Raw genomic sequence first — 16,326 nt, forward strand, 5'->3', positions numbered from 1 at the left:
TCCCCCAATGGGTTCCGAACGCCGCGACCGGGTCGTCCTCGCCCTCGTGGTCTGGAGCGTCCTCGTCTCGCAGGTGCTCCTCTACCCGGGACTGGCGGACCTCGTACCCGTCCTCGGGGGAACGGGTCTCGACGCGGCCACCGCCTTCCTCGTCGCCGAGGTGGCGGCGTTCGTCGCATGCGCCTCGGTCTGGGGCGCGCTCTCGGACGCGACCGGCCACCGGATTCGATGGGTCGTCGTCGGGGCGGTCGGCGGGGCCGCCTCGTATCTCCTCCTCGCCTCTCTCCCCGCGCTCGGTGTCGGCTTCGGGGGCGCGCTCGTCGTCCGCGTCGTCGGCGGCGCGTTCACCATCGGGGCGTTCTCGCTGGCCGTGACGACGCTCGCCGACCTGGGGGGCGGAAACGGCCGGAACATGGGCGCGGCGGGTCTCGCCATCGGCCTCGGTGCCGCGCTCGGCGCCGTCGTCGGCGGGCGGCTTTCCACCGTGGACCCCTCGCCCCCGTCGTCGCCGCCGCGGGACTGCTCCTCGTCGTCGCCCTCCTCTCCCTGACGGTGACCGACCGCGCGCCCAGAGGGCGGAAACTCGGCGTCGGCGCCATCGTTCGCGGCCTCCGCGCCCGACCGGCGCTCGCCGTCCCCTACGCGTTCGGCTTCGTCGACCGCCTCACCGCCGGCTTCTTCGCGCTCGTCGGCGTCTTCTACTTCCGGACCCGGTTCGGCCTCGACGCCGCCGGCGCCGGCGTGGTGCTCGCGCTCTTCTTCCTCCCCTTCGCCCTCCTGCAGTACCCGCTCGGCGTCGTCTCCGACCGGATCGGTCGTTTCTATCCCGTCGTCGTCGGCTCCGTCGCCTACGGCGTCGCCATCGTCGGCGTCGGCCTCGCGCCGTCGCTCGTCTCGGCCGCGGGGCTGATGGTCGTCGTCGGCGTCTTCGGCGCGCTCGTCGCTCCCGCGACGATGGCGCTGGCGACGGACGTCGTCCCGGACGACGAACGCGGCGTCGCTCTCGGCGGCTTCAACGTCGCCGGCTCCTTGGGCTTCCTCACGGGCTTTCTCGTCGGCGGCCTCTCCGCCGAGTCGCTCGGCTTCCTCCCTGCCTTTCTCATCGTCGGCGGGATGGAGGTCGGTATCGCCATCGTCGCGCTCCGGGCCGTCCGGGCGCTGAAACCGTTCGAGCGCGAGCGGGGGGCGGTGGACGACTAGCGGCCGCCCCGTGACTCGCGTCTCTGGACGGCTGGCGAACGCTTTTGTCCACGCCGCGGGTCGAACGACCCGATGACCGACCTCTTCGGTCGCGCCGTCGCCGACCACTACCACGACCGACGGACGGCCCCGCTCCTCGTGCGCGACGGCGACGCGACTCGCGAGCACCCCATCGAGTCGTTCTACTTCGAGCCGTTCGATTCGAAGACTCAGGCCGGTCGCTGGCTGTCGTCGTGGGTCCGTGGGCCGCTCCTCGACGTCGGCGCGGGCGCCGGGCGGCACGCGCTCGTCTATCAGGAGGAGATGGAAACGGTCGCCGTCGACGTGAGCGACGCGCTGGTCGAGGTGATGGCCGACCGCGGCGTCCGAGACGCCCGCGTGGTCGACATGTTCGCGCTCCGCGAGACGTTCGACCGCGACCGGTTCGGATCGGCGCTCGCCGTCGGGACTCAGGTCGGGTTGGCGGGGTCGATGCAGGGGCTCCGGCGGTGGCTCGGCGACCTCGCGTTCGTGACCGACGCCGACGCGACGGCCGTCGTCGACGGCTACGACCCGGCCCACGAGGCGAGCGACGACCTGCTCGGCTACCGTCCGGACCCGACCAGCGGACTCGCCCACCGCGTCTTCCACTTCGCGTACGAGGGCGAGATGAGCGCGACGCTCCACTTCAGGCTGTTCGGCCCGACCGACTCCGCGAGGCGACGGTCGGGACCGGGTGGGTCGTCGAGGAGGTGCGACGGGGCGACGAGAGCACGTCGTACTACCGTGCGGCGCTGAGAAAGGAGTGAGCGGTCAGGCGAGGTGAGGCCGTCTCACTCGTGGCCCGACACTCTCACCGGTTCGTAGGGCGCTTCGAGCCACTCGACGTCCGAATCCGAGAGCGAAATGTCGACCGCCTCGACCGCGTCTTCGAGGTGTTCGACGCTCGTCGTGCCGACGATTGGCGCGTCGACCCACTCCTTGTGGAGGAGCCACGACAGGGCGATCTGTGCCATCTTCACGTCCTTCTCGTCCGCCAACTCCTGCACCCGCTCGTTCACCTCTCTGCCCCCGCCCTCGAAGTAGGGGTGCTCGCGGGCGTAGTCGTCGCTCTCGCCCCGCACCGTCGCGTCGAACTCCTCGTGGGGACGGGCGAGATATCCGCGCGCGAGCGGCGACCACGGGATGACTCCGACGTTCTCCTTCGCACACAGCGGGAGCATCTCGCGTTCCTCCTCGCGGTAGAGGAGGTTGTAGTGGTTCTGCATCGTCAGAAAGCGTTCGAGTCCGAGCGAGTCCGAGAGGTGGAGCGCCTCGGCGAACTGGTGGGCCCACATCGACGACGCTCCCAGGTACCGCGCCTGTCCCCGGCGGACCACGTCGTCGAGCGCACCGAGCGTGGTTTCCAGCGGCGTGTCGTCGTCGAAACGATGCGTCTGGAGGAGGTCGACGGTGTCCATCCCGAGTCGCGAGAGGGAGTTGTCGACCTCCTGTTCGATGGCCTTTCGGGAGAGCCCCCCGGAGTTGGGGTTCGACTCGTCCATCTGGAAGAACACCTTGGTGGCGACGACGCTCTCCTCGCGTCTGCCTTCGAGGGCCTTCCCCAGTACGCGCTCTGACTCGCCTTTCGAGTACATGTTGGCGGTGTCGAAGAAGTTGATGCCCAACTCCAGGGCGCGGTCGACGAGTTCGAGCCCCTCCTCCTCGTCGAGCACCCAGTCGCGCCACTCCGAGGTGCCGAAACTCATGCAGCCGAGACAGATGCGGGAGACCTCCATGCCGGTGTCACCGAGGGTGGTGTACTCCATGCTCCCTGCTCTCGGCGAGGGGACAAAAGTAGCCGGGGCGTCGGTGGGTTTTCGCGGCGGAGTCCGGGTCGATCTGCTCCCGACCGAGACGGTGTGTGCGAGTGATCGATTCCCAGCCGACGGGACCCACGAGCGCGGTTTATCGTGTCATATCACCTATGGTTAGACGACGCGAGCGATGTCTCCGTCAGTGGTTTCAATGAACAAGAACGTACTCGCACTCGTCCTCGCGCTGATTGTCGTCGTCGGGGTCGTCCCCGGCGTCGCGGCGGCGCAGGCGAGCGGGATTGAACGGGTCGGTGGCCTCGTCGAAGTCGCCGACGGGGAGACGGTCACCGGCGACCTCAGCGCCGTCGGTGGAACGATAGTGGTCGCCGGGACTGTGACCGGCGACGTCGAGGCGACCGGCGGGTCGGTCGTCGTCGCTCCGACGGGCGTCGTCGAGGGGAACCTGGCCGCCATCGGCGGGTCGGTTCTCGTCGAGGGGACTGTCGGGGGCGACGCGGAGGCGTTCGGAGGGTCGGTGTACGTCCGTGACGGTGCGCGTGTCGGCGGCACGCTCGAAGCCGCGGCCGGGTCCGTCAGACTCGACGGGCAGGTCGCGGGTGACGCCCGTCTCGCTGGCGAGACGGTCACCGTCGGTCCGACCGCCGCCGTCGGCGGCAACCTCCTGTACGACGCCGAGACGTTCACGGCGTCACCCGAGGCGAGCGTCGCCGGCGCGGTGCGCGCCGAAGAGGGGATCATCACCGACGAACCCACCGTGGCGCCGCCGGCGATTCCGCGCGGCGTCGGCGCCGTCTACGGCCTCCTGGCGAACCTCCTGCTCGGGGCGGCGCTGCTGCTCGCCGTCCCGCGCTTCACGGGCGTCGTGACGTCCGTCGGGGCTCAGAAGACGCTCCGGAGCGGCGGCGTCGGCCTGCTCGCCCTCGTCGGCGTGCCCGTCGCGCTCGTCCTCGTCGCGCTGACCATCGTCGGCATCCCGCTGTCGCTCGCCGGCATCGTCGCGTTCGCGCTCCTGCTGTGGGTCGCGTTCGTCTACGGGACCCTCGTCACCGGGACGTGGCTCCTCTCGCTCGTCGAGAGGGAGGGTCGCTGGCTCGCGCTCGGTGTCGGCCTCGTCGCCGTCACGCTCGTCGGCCTCGTGCCGTTCGTCGGGGGCGTCGTCGAGTTCCTCGTGCTGCTCGTGGGCCTCGGGGCGTTCGTCCTCGCGGTGGGGGGCGTTCGCAGCGGCGAGGAGGGTGGCTTCGTCTTCGGCGCGCCCCGCGACGACTCGGCGGACGAGTCGACGGCGGCGTGAGCGTCGAACCGGTATCGGTTCGAAAACCGAAGTCAGGGCCGACCGTCGACCCAAATCATTATTCATCGCGTTTTCGATGTGTGAGCCATGGCACTGGACTACGACGCCGCATGCGAGTCGTTCGAGTGGGACATCCCCGAGGGGTACACCCTCCCCGGCGTGATCGAATCGCACGCCGACGCCTTCGGCGACCGGGTGGCGGTCCGCTTCCTGAGCGAGGACGGTGCTCGGGTCGAGCGGACGTACGCGGACCTCCGAGCGGGGATGAACCGCTTCGCGAACGCCCTCGCCGCCCTCGGCGTCGGGAAGGGCGACCGGGTGATGCACCTCTTCCCACGCCACCCCGACGCGTTCGCGGTCCAACTCGGCGCGCTGAAACGCGGAGCCCTCCTGGTCCCGTGCTCGTCGATGTTGAAGCCGAAGGACATCTCCTTTCGGGCCTCGGACTGCGAGGCGTCGACGATTGTCGCCCACGCGTCGCTCACCGACATGGTCGACCCCGTCCTCGACGAGACGCCGCTTTCGAACCTCGTCGCCCTCGACGGCGACCCCGACGGGTGGGACTCCTTCGAGGCGCTCACCGCGGACCAGCCGACCGACCACGACGGGCCCGACGTGGGCGCGTCGGACCCGATGTCTATCAACTACACCTCGGGGACGACGGGCCAGCCGAAGCCGGTCCTCCACAAGCACCGCTGGATGCGCTGTTTCGAACTGGTCAACGGACCGTACTGGTGGGGGCTCTCGGGCGACGAGGACCTCTCCGACGAGTTGATGTGGGCCACGACCGGAACGGGCTGGGCCAAGTGGTTCTGGAGTCCGGTGGGCGTGGGCCTCACGACGGGCGCGACGCAACTCATCTACGACGGCGACTTCGGCCCCGAGACGTTCCTCGACATCATGGCCGAGGAGGGCGTCACGAAGCTGTGTGCCGTCCCGACCCAGTACCGCCTGTTCGCACAGGAAGCGCTGAGCGAGTGGGACCTCTCGCTCACCGACGCGCTCTCGGCGGGCGAACCGCTCAACCGCGAACCCATCGAGGCGTTCCAGGAGGGTGCGGGCGTGACCCGCGCGACGGCTACGGACAGACCGAGACGGTCGCGCTGGTGACGAACTATCCCGGCATCGACGTCAAGGAGGGGTCGATGGGCAAGCCCACGCCGGGCATGGGGACGACCATCATCGACACGATGGAGGAGGAACCGGTCGAAGACGGCGAAATCGGCGAGGTCGCGGTCCCGGTGGACTGCCCCGGTATCTTCGACAGCTACTACGAGAAGCCCGACCTCGACGCGGAGACGTTCTCCGGCGAGTACTACCGGACCGGCGACCTGGCGTCGAGAGACGACGACGGCTACTTCTTCTTCGAGGGCCGCGCCGACGACATCATCATCTCCGCCGGCTACCGCATCGGCCCGTTCGAGGTCGAGGACGCGCTCGTCTCACACCCCGCGGTCACGGAGGCCGCCGCGGTGGCGTCACCGCACGACGAGCGCGGGCACGTCGTCAAGGCGTACATCGTGCTCGCGGAGGGACGGGAGGGAAGCGACGAACTCGCGCGGGAGATCCAGGAGTTCATGAAGGAGGAGACGGCGCCGTACAAGTACCCCCGACGCATCGAGTTCGTCGACGACCTCCCGAAGACCTCCTCGGGGAAGATCCGCCGCATCGAGCTGCGACAGAGCGAGAAGCAGCAGTTCGGGTCTTAATCCCCGGCGGCGACGGACGCCGCCCCCGTGACGCCGACGAGGGCGACGACCACACCCGCGAGGACGTTGCCGTAGCCGAAGAACCCGAGTAGAACGCCGGCCACGACGAGGCCACCCAACGCGACGAGTACGCCCGTCGCGCGTCGTCCGTGGTCGACCTCTCCCAGCCAGTCGCGGCCGACCGTCACGGCGTGCCACGCCAAGAGCGCGACGACGCCGACGACGGCGGTTCGTGCGAGGAACCGGCCGAGGTCGACGAACGGCCCGAACGACGCCGGGTCGGACTGGAGGACGAACGTAGCGAGCAGGGCGACCGCGAGCGAGAACAGCCAGATGGAGGGCTGGCGCATGGTCGACAGACACCGGTCACGGGCAAAAACTCTCGGACCGGACGACGCTCACTCGGTGGACTCCGGCGGTTTGAGCGTGTCCTCGCTGGGCAGTTCCCGGAAGGCCGCCGCGAAGTCGTCGCTCGAATACTCCGTCAGCGTCTCGTCGAGTTCTCCGCGGAGTTCCTCCATCCGTTCGGTGAGCCGTTCGTACTCCTCGCTCGCGTCGTCCTTCTGCGCGCTCTCGAGGGTGGCCTTCTTCGAGGCGAGCGCGAAGAACTCCTGGGTGCGGCTGTCGAACTCCGCGCGGGAGAGCAGCACCGTCACGACCGAGTGGAGTTCCTCGCGAGTGACGGGCTTGACGAGGTAGTCGTCGAACGGCATGTCGACGATGTCGACGTCGGGTTCGACCGCCGTGATCATCGCCACGCGACAGTTGAGCCCGCGCTCGCGAAGCGCTGCGAGGACCTCGTCGCCGGTCATCATCGGCATCCGTCGGTCGAGCAGCGCGACGTCGACGGCCTCGGTCGCCTGTTCGAGCGCCTCCTCGCCGCCGGTGGCGACGCGGACGTCGTAGTCGTCCGCGAGCCAGTGGGCGTACAACTCGGCGAGTTCGGCCTCGTCGTCGGCGACCAGGACGACCGGGCGACCCTCACTGTCGGTGCCTGCCATCTGTTTTCGATACTACCGTCTCGCTCCTTGTATATCATGGTGACGACCCCATTCGGGACGGGCGGCCACAACGGATTACCCGGGAGGGTCCCTACTCCGGCCGTGAGACCGACTGTGCCGACTGCCGGGGACGGACGATGACCGTCTGGCTCCTCGGCGACCAGCTATCCCCGACGCGATGCCGCTCGAAACCGCGGACCGCGTGCTCATGATCGAGGCGCACGGCTTCGCCGACCGCCTCCCGTACCACCCGGCGAAGCTCACCCTCCTGTTCTCGGCGATGCGTCACTGCCGCGACGAACTCCGCGACCGGGGGTACGAGGTGACGTACCTCGAAGCGGAGACGTTCGGCGGCGGACTGGACGAGTACTTCGCCTCCGCTCCCGGCGACTCGCTCGTCCTGATGGACCCGCCGAGCCACGGTGCGGCGGCGCGCTTCTCCGAGATGGTCGACGCGCGCGGCGGCAGCCTCTCCGTCGTCGAGAACGACCGCTTTCTCACCTCCCCCGACCTGTTCGACGAGTGGGCCGAAAGAAGTGAGAACGGGTTCAGACAGGAGCGGTGGTACCGGTACGTCCGCCGGGAGTTCGACGTCCTGATGGACGGTGACGCTCCCGAGGGAGGGGAGTGGAACTACGACGACCGGAACCGGGAAACCCCTCCTCCGGAGTGGACACCCCCCGAGACCCCGACGTTCGAGCCCGATTCGCTCACGCGGGAGGTTCACGCGTGGGTGACAGAACGGTACGACGACCACTGGGGGAACCCCTCGCTGGAGGCGGTGGTGTGGCCCGTCACCCGGGCGGAGGCGCTGTCGGCGCTGGAGCACTTCGTCTCGACGCGCCTCCCGAGTTCGGCGACTACCAGGACGCGCTCGTCGAGGGCGAGTGGGCGCTCGCACACTCGCTCCTGTCCACCTCGCTGAACCTCGGCCTCCTCGACCCGCGGGAGGCCGTCGACGCCGCCGTCGAAGCCTATCACCAGGGTGAAGCACCGCTGAACGCCGTCGAGGGGTTCGTCCGGCAGGTCATCGGCTGGCGGGAGTTCGTGCGTCACGTCTACCGGCGGTCGATGCCCGACATGGGCGAGGCCAATCAGTTGGGTCAGGAGCGGGAGTTGCCGCCGCTGTACTGGGACGGCGAGACAGGGATGACGTGTCTGTCGGAGGCGGTGTCGCACGTGTGGGAGCGCGGTTACGCCCACCACATCGAGCGGCTGATGGTGCTGTCGAACTTCGCGCTCGTGTATGGGGTAGACCCCCACGAACTCAACCGGTGGTTCCACCTCGGCTTCGTCGACGCGTACCACTGGGTGACGACGCCGAACGTCGTCGGGATGGGCTCGTTTGCGACGGACGCGCTCTCGTCGAAGCCGTACGCCTCTTCGGGGAACTACATCAACAGGATGAGCGACTTCTGTTCGGGCTGTCCCTACACCGTGTCGCGGACCACTGGCGAGGGTGCCTGTCCGTTCAACGCGCTGTACTGGGACTTCCTGAAGGAAAGCGAGGAGACGTTGCGAGGAACGGGACGGATGGGGCTGATGTACTCGCACGTCGACAAGAAGAACGAGGAGGAGTGGGAGGCGATTCGGGAGCGGGCCGAGGCGGTGCGGGAGATGGCGCGGGTGGGCGAGTTGTAAGAGGGTGGATGGCTCGTCCCGGCGTCTCTACTCCCGTTTCTCGCGCCCGAGCGTGTGGAACTCGTCGTTCGGCCGCATGTCGGCGAACATCGCCATCCGATTCGAGAGGTTGAAGAAGGCAGTCACGGCGGCGATATCCCAGATGGCCTCCTCGGAGTAGCCCGCCTCCTCTAAGAGGGCGATGTCTTCTTCGCCGACTTCGGCGGGTGATTCGGTGAGTTTCACGGCGACGTCGAGCATCGCCATTCGCTGGTCCGAGACGTCGGCGGTCCGGTAGTTCGCGACCAGTTGGTCGGCCAACTGCGGGTTCTTCGCGTAGATTCGGGCCAGGGCACCGTGGGCGACGTTGCAGTAGTAACAGTGGTTGACGCCCGAGACGGCGACGACGATCATCTCCACCTCCGCTCTGTCCAGCGCGGAGTCGTCGACGAGCGCGTCGTGGTACGCGAAAAAGGCGTGGAAGTGCGAGGGCTTGTAGCCGAACGCCGAGAAGACGTTGGGCGTGAAGCCCGCGCGCTCGGTCTCCGCGGCGATTCGCTCCTGGAGGTCGTCGGGGAGGTCCTCGAAGTCCGGGACCGGGAAGCGCCGCATCGCGTCGTCGTCCAGTTCGATGTCGTCGTGGGAGTCGGGGTCGGAATCGGTCATGGCCGGCGTTCGGCGGGAGGGGTGAAAGGTGCAGCGGCGACGGGGGCGATGGTCTGGACTTCCGGTTGGCCGGGTGTCGATGTGCGGTGGACGATTCGATTGTGGTCGCGCGGTGGGGCGGTGGATTTGTGGTGGTCCCGAGGTGGGGCGGTGGATCTGTGGTGGTCGCGCGGCGAGTCGATGGATTCGTGGTGGTCGAGAGGTTAGTCGGTGGATTCGTGGTGGTCGAGAGGTCGATTGGTACAGTGACCGCGCGATACACGGGCGCGGTGGACCGCAGCCTCACCCCTCCCCAGCCGACTCCTTCGCTCCTTCACTCACTCCGTTCGCTCATACGCTCAGTCGCCCCTCGCGCGCGGGTCGCACCGATGAACCGGCGCGACGCCACGCGCTAACCGCCCTGGTCCTCAGGCGCGCGCTTTCGCGGCTCCGTCCGCCAGCGACGAGCGTGTGAGGGACCGGCGGCCGGACTCCGTCCCGGTCGCACTGGCTGGGGAGGGATGAGGCTTACACCGCGCCCGTGCTCCGTCGCGTATGAGCTGTACCAGTCGAGACTGATGCATCCGGTGGAGTACTCGCGCGAACCAACACTACCCCCCGCTAGCCCACGAACAACACGCCGACCCACGCCGCGGTCACGAACACGCCGAGCGAGAGGAGGCCGTAGTTGCCGACCCGGCTGTCGGCGGTGACGACAGAGAGGGTGAACTTCCGCCCCGACAGCGGCCAGAGGGGTCTGATCCCCATCGGCGTCAGCGCATCGGCTATAAGGTGCGCGCCGACGCTCAGGAATCCGGTCGCCGCGCCGACCAGCGCCAGCGTCTCGGGGCCGTACGGCGCGCCGAATCCGACCTGACCGACCGCGAAGCCCACTGCGCCAAGCGCCGCCCCGACGAGCAGGGCGAACCATATCGTGTGGGTGATTCCCCGGTGGGCGATTCCGGGAATCCGGTGGTCGACGTCGGGGAGCATCGCCAGCCAGAGCGCTCCCGCGCCCACGACGAACGCGAACTCGACCAGACCGGCCGTTACGAGGGCGACGCCGACCGGTGCGAACGCGAGCAACGCGACGCCGTAGTGGCCGTTGCGATACACAGCGGAGGCAGGCAGCGGGCGAAGGAGAAACTGACGACTCGCGGGCCGGGACCCGCTCGACTCAGTACCACTTGATGCTGCAGCCGCGGGAGGGGACGACTTCGACGTCGACGTCCTCGCCGGCGAGGACGCTCTCGACGGCCTCGCGCATGACGTACTCTTCGGCCTCCTCGTCGGGGCTCATCGCGTCGTCGATGCGGCCGTGGTACTTCAGGACGAACGTGTCGTCCTCGTTCGCAAAGAGGAACGGGTCGGGCGTACACGTCGCGCCGTACGCCGCGGCGACCTCCTGAGACTCGTCGCGGAGGTACGCGGTGTACCCCACGCGGCCGTCGTCGACGTACTCGCGCATCTTCTCGAAGGAGTCTTCGGGGTACTCCTCGGCGTCGTTCGGGTTGATGCCGACGACCGCGAGGTCGTCGTACTCCCGGGTGAGATAGTTCAGTTCGTCGAACTTCGCCTGCGCGTACGGGCAGTGGTTGCAGGTGAAGACGACGAGCAGCGCGTCGTAGTCGTCGAACGAGTCGAGCGAGTACGTCTCGCCGTCGGTGCCTTCGAGCGAGAAGTCGGGCGCTTTGTCGCCGGGCGTGAGGTCGTCCTCGGACTCTTTCAGAACCATACACCCGCTTGGACCGCGACGGAAAAAGACGTTGTGTGTCTCGCCTCCACTCAGGGCGGCGTGATGACGGCGCGGCCGTCGATCTCGCCGTGTTCGAGCCGTTCGGCGACGGTGTTCACGTCGTCCAGGTCGTAGCGCTCGGTGTGGAGTTCGACGGCACCGCGGTCGACGAGCGCGACGAGTTCCTGCAGTTCGGTGTAGCGGCCGACGAGCGTTCCGCGGAAGGCGAACTCGCCGTTGACGAGCGCCTGCGCGGGTTCGTGGACGTGCCCGCCGTAGCCGATGATGTGGTGGTCGCCGCCGGCGGCCGTGATGTCGGGCGCGAGCGCCGTCGTCTCGTCGCGGCCGACGAAGTCGAGCACCTGCTGCGCGCCGACGCCGCCCGAGAACTCCTCGACCGCGCTCGCGACGTCTTCCGTTTCGGGGTCGACGGTGTCGTCGGCTCCCAACTCCGAGGCGAGGTCGCGCGCGGACTGCTTGAGGTCGACGGCGACGATGTCGGCGGCGGACATCGCGCGGAGACACTGCAGGCCGATGTGGCCGAGGCCGCCGACGCCGATGACGACGGCCGCGTCGCCAGGGTTGAGTTCGTCGACGGCCTTCTTCGCGGCGTGGTAGGCCGTGATACCCGCGTCGGCGTGCGGGGCGATGTCCGTCGGGTCCACGCCGTCGGGAAGCGGGATGACCGCCCGCTCCGAGGTGTGGAGGTACTCGGCGAACCCGCCGTCGTGGGTGAGGCCGTTGAACTTCGAGTTGTCGCAGTACATGTCCTCGCCCAGCCGACACGACCGGCAGGTCCCGCAGGTCTGGACCGGGTGGCAGATGACGGGGTCGCCGGCCTCCACAGCCGTTACCTCCTCGCCGACTTCGCTCACGATGCCGGCGTTCTCGTGGCCGAGCGTGAGCGGGAGGTCCTGCGGGACGTACTCGGTCCACATCCCCTCGATGATGTGGTTGTCCGTCTGGCACCATCCCGCCCCCTCTACCTCGACGATGACGCCGTCGGAGGTGTCGACGGTCGGACGGTCGACCTCGTCGATCGACAGCGCCTCGCTCATGTCGTCGGTGTACTCGTGTAATCGAGCGGCTTGCATACCGATTAATCATGATTGTTCCTATCGCAAAAGCTCTCGTCTTGCGGAGAGGCGTGACGCCACTGCCGACGCGTCAGATCACTACTCCCCTGCGAGTAGCTGTCGAGACAAAATATTCGCGCTCCGTATGATGAATAATTATGTAAATTATTTATGCTGTGTGTCCTGAGGCCCATCCGTATGTACCAGCACCAGGGCGAGGACGTGTTCGTCATCGACGGACACACGCACATGTGGGACGCGACGGAGGAGAACATCAAGCACGAGGGCGGCGAGCAGTTCATCCAGTGCTTCTACGACTACCACACCGGGTTCACGCCCGAGGACAGGGTCCGCGACATCGACGACTACCGGAAGTTCACCCCCGAGGAGGTGAAGGAGGACCTGTTCACCAACTACGTCGACATGGCGGTCTATCAGCCGACGCACCTCCACGAGTTCTACTCGGAGGGGTTCAACACGGTCGACGACCTCGGGCAGACGCTGTATCAGGACCACCCGAGCGGTTCGTGCTCAACGGGCGGTGGGACCCCCGCGACGGCGAGGCGGGCCTGAAGGAACTCGAACGCCAGAAGGAGGAGTACGACGTGATGGGTGCGAAGGTCTACACGGCGGAGTGGAAGGGGGACTCGAAGGGGTGGCGCCTCGACAGCGAGGAGGCCTACGAGTTCCTGGAGAAGTGCGTCGACCTCGGCATCGAGAACATCCACCCGCACAAGGGGCCGACCATCCGGCCGCTGAACCGCGACGCGTTCGACGTCGCCGACGTCGACGACGCCGCGACGAACTTCCCCGAACTGAACTTCATCGTCGAGCACGTGGGCCTCCCCAGATTAGACGACTTCTGCTGGATCGCCACCCAGGAACCGAACGTCTACGGCGGCATCGCCGTCGCGGCGCCGATGGCGCTCGGCCGCCCGAAGAAGTTCGAGGAGATCATGGCCGAACTGCTGTTCTGGCTCGGCGAGGACCGCATCACGTTCGGTTCCGACTACGGCATCTGGGACCCCGACTGGCTCATCGAGGCCATCATGGACATGGAGTTCTCCGAGGAGACGGTCGAGGAGTTCGGCGTCGAGTTCGACCTCGAGACGAAGAAGAAGGTGATGGGCGAGAACATCGCCGACCTATACGACATCGACATCGAGGAACGGAAGAAGCAGTTCAGAGACGACGCCATCAGTCGGGAGTTCGGCCTCGAAGAGTCGTACGGAGCGCCGGCCTCGGCGGACGACTGATGCCCGCGACGCCCGCAGACGTCCGCGCGCGACTCGACCGCGTGACGGACCCCGAACTAGACGAGTCCATCGTCGACCTCGACTACGTCGACCGCATCGCCATCGACGAGACGTCGGTGACGGTCCGCTTCACGCTCCCGACGGCGTGGTGTTCGCCCGCGTTCGCTTGGATGATGGCGACCGACGCGCGCGACGAACTCGAATCCATCGACGGGGTCGACCGCGCGGAGATATATCTGCGCGACCACATGCATCAAGCGGAGATCAACGAGGGGGTCAACGCGCGGCAGTCGTTCGAGGCGTCCTTCCCCGACGCCGACGGCGAGGTCGCCTCGGTACGCGCCACGCTCGACGACAAGGCCCGCCTCTCCCGGCAGTACGCGGCCGTCGAGACGCTCCTCGACGCCGGCGTCTCGTCCGAGCAGATCTGTGAACTGACACCCGCCGGCGTCGCTATCGACGACGACCCGCGTCGGGAGGGTGCCCGCGCCTCGGTCTACCTCGCCGAGGGCGCGTTCGCCGTCACCGTCGACGCGCGACCGCTCGACCGCTATCTCTGTAAGGCACGGGAGGTCGGCATCGTCGAGGGCGAGGACGACCGACTGTTCCGGACGCCCGAGGGCGACCCCATCGACCCCGAGTCGTTCGAACTCGTCCACCGACGCGGCCGACTCGCACAGACGAACATGACCGGACAGGGCGGCGTCTGCGACGCGCTCAACGAGAGCCGTCGGCGGAAATTGGACCGCGACGGACCGACCGTCGTCGACGCCGACTGAATTCCCTCCTCCGTTTGAATTATATAATTAGTTAGACTGTGTGTCGGTCGGTGGACACTCGTGAGAACCGCTTCTCACAGAGATACGCTCCTCACCGTCATATCTCTCGAAAAACGTGACGTAGATACGTTATGTTCACAGTACTAGTTGGCGAATTATCTCTCCGATTTTCAGGGATTCTAATCGGTAACGTCTAGACGCCATCGTAGCCCAGGCGGAGGCGACCGGGTCGAGAGTGCCTTCGGTGCCGACGAACGGCGAGAAAATTACACCAATATGTGTGTAACACTGGACGCGGGTGTCCGGATTCAGAGGTACGTGATGTTGAGTTCGATGACGTTCGCGGCGCTCCGCAGTCTGTCGGGGAGTTCCGACCGGAACCGGTCGCCGCGCAGTCGACTCGTGGGGCCGGCGACGCTGATTGCACCGAGCACGTCCCCCTCGTCGGTCCGGAGCGGAACGGCGACGCTCCGCAGGCCGTTGATGCGCTCCTCGTCGTCGAAGGCGACCTCCTCCTCACGAATCCGTTCGAGTTCGTCGAACAGGGCGTCCTCGTCGGTGAGCGTGTGGTCGGTCAGCGCCGGCAGGCCCCGGCGGTCGATGACTTCGTGGACGTGTTCGGCCGACGAAAACGCGAGCATCGCCTTCCCGAGTGCGGCCCCGTGGAGGTGGATGCGCTTGCCGACGTGCGTGTCGACGTGGACCGCCTGGTTCCCCTTCGCCCGGTGGAGGAACACCCCGTAACCGTGCTCTTCGACGACTAACCCCGCGAGTTCGCCCGTCTCCTCCGCGAGCGCGGTCACCTCGTCGCGGGCGATGCGGTAGACGAGGTACCGCTCCCGGGTCATCGACCCCAGTTCGAGGAACCGACAGGCGAGTCGGTACGCGTCGTCGTCCTTGACGACGTACCCCCGTCGGTTGAGCGTGTCGAGGTGGTTGTACACCGTACTCTTCGGTTCGTCGAGTCGGCGGGCCAGTTCGGTCACGCCGGCCGTCCCCAGGTCGTTGAGGGTCTCCACGATGCGGAGGGTCGTGTCGACCGCACGGATGAGGCCGCCGGAGTCGTCGTCGGTGTCCATGAGTACTGGTACCACATGTGTGCAGATACAAAAAACATCTGTTCTGCAGTGCTGAACACTGTCGTTACAGCGACCGGTTGTCACTTGTACACACTCGACAAGTGTTCGATCCTACTGAACAGCCGTTTCTCTGATGAACCGCCGATCGGTCCACGGGCGACGGTGTGAGCGAACCCCGCCCCAGAACCACTGTCAATCGAGAAATTATCTCCATAACGGGATGAAATAAACACCCGTAAGCCGTCGGTGATCCCAGCCCCTCTGTTCCGCACGGCTGAACGGAGAACCGCGTTCGAGGGGGCGTCCCTCCGGCCACACCGTCGGATGTGTGGAACAACACTTATCACACTCCTGCGGGACGTGCACGTGTATGCTCGACGGATACGAAATGTACGATCTCACGCAGCCGTGGTGTCAGGACACCCCTGCGTGGCCGACGTACGACAACCCGAAGATCTGGTACGAGAAGTCCCTCGACACGGAGAAGGTCAACGGCCAGAAGATCGAGTTCATGAACCACACGGGGACGCACCTCGACGGCGAGAAGCACTTCGTCGCCCACGGCCGCGACATCGAGCAGATGTCGCTCGACGAACTCGTTGGCGACGCCGTCGTCGCCGACATCTCGGACAAGGTCGGCGAGTACGACGTCTACACTTCCGAGATGATCGAGGACGTCTGCGACGTCCGCGAGGGCGACATCCTCTTCATCCACACCGGCTTCCAGAAGTACGCCTGGCACCGCGAGGAGGCCGACCCGCACGCCTTCTTCTGCAAGCACCCCGGCCCGAACATGGAGTTCGCCGAGTGGTGCCGCGAGATGGACCTCAACTACCTCCTCCTCGACTGCGGGAGCGCCGACCACCCGATGAACACGGTCGTCCGCGACGTCCGGCCCGAACTGGCGGCGGAGGCCTGTGACCACCTCGGCGTCGACGACCTCGACGAAATCTTCCCGCCCGAGGGCTACCAGCTCATGCACACGGAGCTGTTCCCCCACGGTATCGTCCACGTCGAGAACGCGCAGGTCCCCGAGGAACTGCTGAACGAGCGCGTCCAGATCGGCACCTTCCCGTGGCGGTTCCGCGGCGGCGAGTCGTCGGTCAGCCGGTGCGTGGCGTTCAAAGAGGCGTAGACGC

At 67.1% G+C, this 16,326-nt stretch carries 12 protein-coding genes and 5 pseudogenes; 9 read left to right on the plus strand and 8 right to left on the minus strand.

What is annotated here, in order from left to right:
* Positions 1–7 precede the first annotated feature (7 nt).
* Both C2R22_RS07870 and C2R22_RS07875 read left to right on the plus strand, forming a co-directional pair.
* Positions 8–1,200, plus strand: a pseudogene (locus tag C2R22_RS07870) (MFS transporter).
* Positions 1,201–1,272: 72 nt separating this feature from the next.
* A pseudogene (locus tag C2R22_RS07875) lies at positions 1,273–1,988 on the plus strand (class I SAM-dependent methyltransferase).
* Between the two features lie 24 nt (positions 1,989–2,012).
* Here C2R22_RS07875 and C2R22_RS07880 read toward each other — a convergent pair.
* The gene (locus tag C2R22_RS07880; protein WP_103425270.1) at positions 2,013–2,987 is read right to left on the minus strand and encodes an aldo/keto reductase; all 975 of its coding nucleotides are present in this window, start codon (positions 2,985–2,987) and stop codon (positions 2,013–2,015) included.
* 199 nt (positions 2,988–3,186) lie between these two features.
* On the opposite strand from C2R22_RS07880, the gene C2R22_RS07885 reads away from it, so the two are divergent.
* The 3 genes and pseudogenes from C2R22_RS07885 to C2R22_RS27260 all read left to right on the plus strand — a co-directional run bounded on the left by C2R22_RS07885 (position 3,187) and on the right by C2R22_RS27260 (position 5,996).
* Positions 3,187–4,287 (plus strand): bactofilin family protein, encoded by a 1,101-nt coding sequence (locus tag C2R22_RS07885; protein ID WP_245902927.1) that lies wholly within the window; start codon positions 3,187–3,189, stop codon positions 4,285–4,287.
* A gap of 87 nt (positions 4,288–4,374) precedes the next feature.
* Positions 4,375–5,501 (plus strand): annotated as a pseudogene (locus C2R22_RS07890) (AMP-binding protein); the annotation flags it as partial.
* Positions 5,478–5,996 (plus strand): AMP-binding enzyme, encoded by a 519-nt coding sequence (locus tag C2R22_RS27260; protein ID WP_343125784.1) that lies wholly within the window; start codon positions 5,478–5,480, stop codon positions 5,994–5,996. The pseudogene C2R22_RS07890 and the gene C2R22_RS27260, both read left to right, overlap by 24 nt.
* Here C2R22_RS27260 and C2R22_RS07895 read toward each other — a convergent pair.
* Positions 5,993–6,346 (minus strand): hypothetical protein, encoded by a 354-nt coding sequence (locus C2R22_RS07895; RefSeq protein WP_103425272.1) that lies wholly within the window; start codon positions 6,344–6,346, stop codon positions 5,993–5,995. The genes C2R22_RS27260 and C2R22_RS07895 overlap by 4 nt on opposite strands.
* Before the next feature lie 48 nt (positions 6,347–6,394).
* Positions 6,395–6,997 (minus strand): response regulator transcription factor, encoded by a 603-nt coding sequence (locus C2R22_RS07900; RefSeq protein WP_103425273.1) that lies wholly within the window; start codon positions 6,995–6,997, stop codon positions 6,395–6,397.
* Between the two features lie 137 nt (positions 6,998–7,134).
* Here C2R22_RS07900 and C2R22_RS07905 point away from each other — a divergent pair.
* A pseudogene (locus C2R22_RS07905) lies at positions 7,135–8,638 on the plus strand (cryptochrome/photolyase family protein).
* 27 nt (positions 8,639–8,665) lie between these two features.
* Here the strand turns inward: C2R22_RS07905 and C2R22_RS07910 are convergent.
* From C2R22_RS07910 to C2R22_RS07925, 4 genes are all read right to left on the minus strand, one after another.
* Positions 8,666–9,244, minus strand: coding sequence for a peroxidase-related enzyme (locus C2R22_RS07910; protein WP_173862829.1), 579 nt, complete (start codon positions 9,242–9,244; stop codon positions 8,666–8,668).
* 639 nt (positions 9,245–9,883) lie between these two features.
* Entirely contained in the window at positions 9,884–10,378 is a 495-nt protein-coding gene (locus C2R22_RS07915; RefSeq protein WP_103425275.1) for a metal-dependent hydrolase, read from the minus strand.
* 61 nt (positions 10,379–10,439) lie between these two features.
* A complete protein-coding gene (locus tag C2R22_RS07920; protein ID WP_103425276.1) occupies positions 10,440–10,997 on the minus strand; it encodes a thioredoxin family protein in 558 nt (185 codons plus the stop codon).
* A gap of 50 nt (positions 10,998–11,047) precedes the next feature.
* Positions 11,048–12,091 carry an NAD(P)-dependent alcohol dehydrogenase gene (locus C2R22_RS07925; RefSeq protein WP_103425277.1) on the minus strand — a complete coding sequence of 348 codons (1,044 nt, stop codon included), beginning with the start codon at positions 12,089–12,091 and terminating at the stop codon, positions 11,048–11,050.
* 180 nt (positions 12,092–12,271) lie between these two features.
* On the opposite strand from C2R22_RS07925, the pseudogene C2R22_RS07930 reads away from it, so the two are divergent.
* Together C2R22_RS07930 and C2R22_RS07935 are read left to right on the plus strand one after the other, a co-directional pair.
* Positions 12,272–13,329, plus strand: a pseudogene (locus C2R22_RS07930) (amidohydrolase family protein).
* The gene (locus C2R22_RS07935; RefSeq protein WP_103425278.1) at positions 13,329–14,108 is read left to right on the plus strand and encodes a metal-sulfur cluster assembly factor; all 780 of its coding nucleotides are present in this window, start codon (positions 13,329–13,331) and stop codon (positions 14,106–14,108) included. The pseudogene C2R22_RS07930 and the gene C2R22_RS07935 overlap by 1 nt, the downstream one beginning before the upstream one ends.
* 308 nt (positions 14,109–14,416) lie before the next feature.
* On the opposite strand, the gene C2R22_RS07940 is transcribed toward C2R22_RS07935, so the two are convergent.
* Positions 14,417–15,187: an IclR family transcriptional regulator gene (locus C2R22_RS07940; RefSeq protein WP_103425279.1), complete on the minus strand. Its 771-nt coding sequence runs from the start codon at positions 15,185–15,187 to the stop codon at positions 14,417–14,419.
* Between the two features lie 370 nt (positions 15,188–15,557).
* Here C2R22_RS07940 and C2R22_RS07945 point away from each other — a divergent pair, with 370 nt between their 5' ends.
* A complete protein-coding gene (locus C2R22_RS07945) occupies positions 15,558–16,322 on the plus strand; it encodes a cyclase family protein (protein ID WP_103425280.1) in 765 nt (254 codons plus the stop codon).
* Positions 16,323–16,326: the final 4 nt, after the last annotated feature.

Origin of the sequence: Salinigranum rubrum (assembly GCF_002906575.1) — an archaeon.
In the GTDB taxonomy this organism is placed as follows: domain Archaea; phylum Halobacteriota; class Halobacteria; order Halobacteriales; family Haloferacaceae; genus Salinigranum; species Salinigranum rubrum.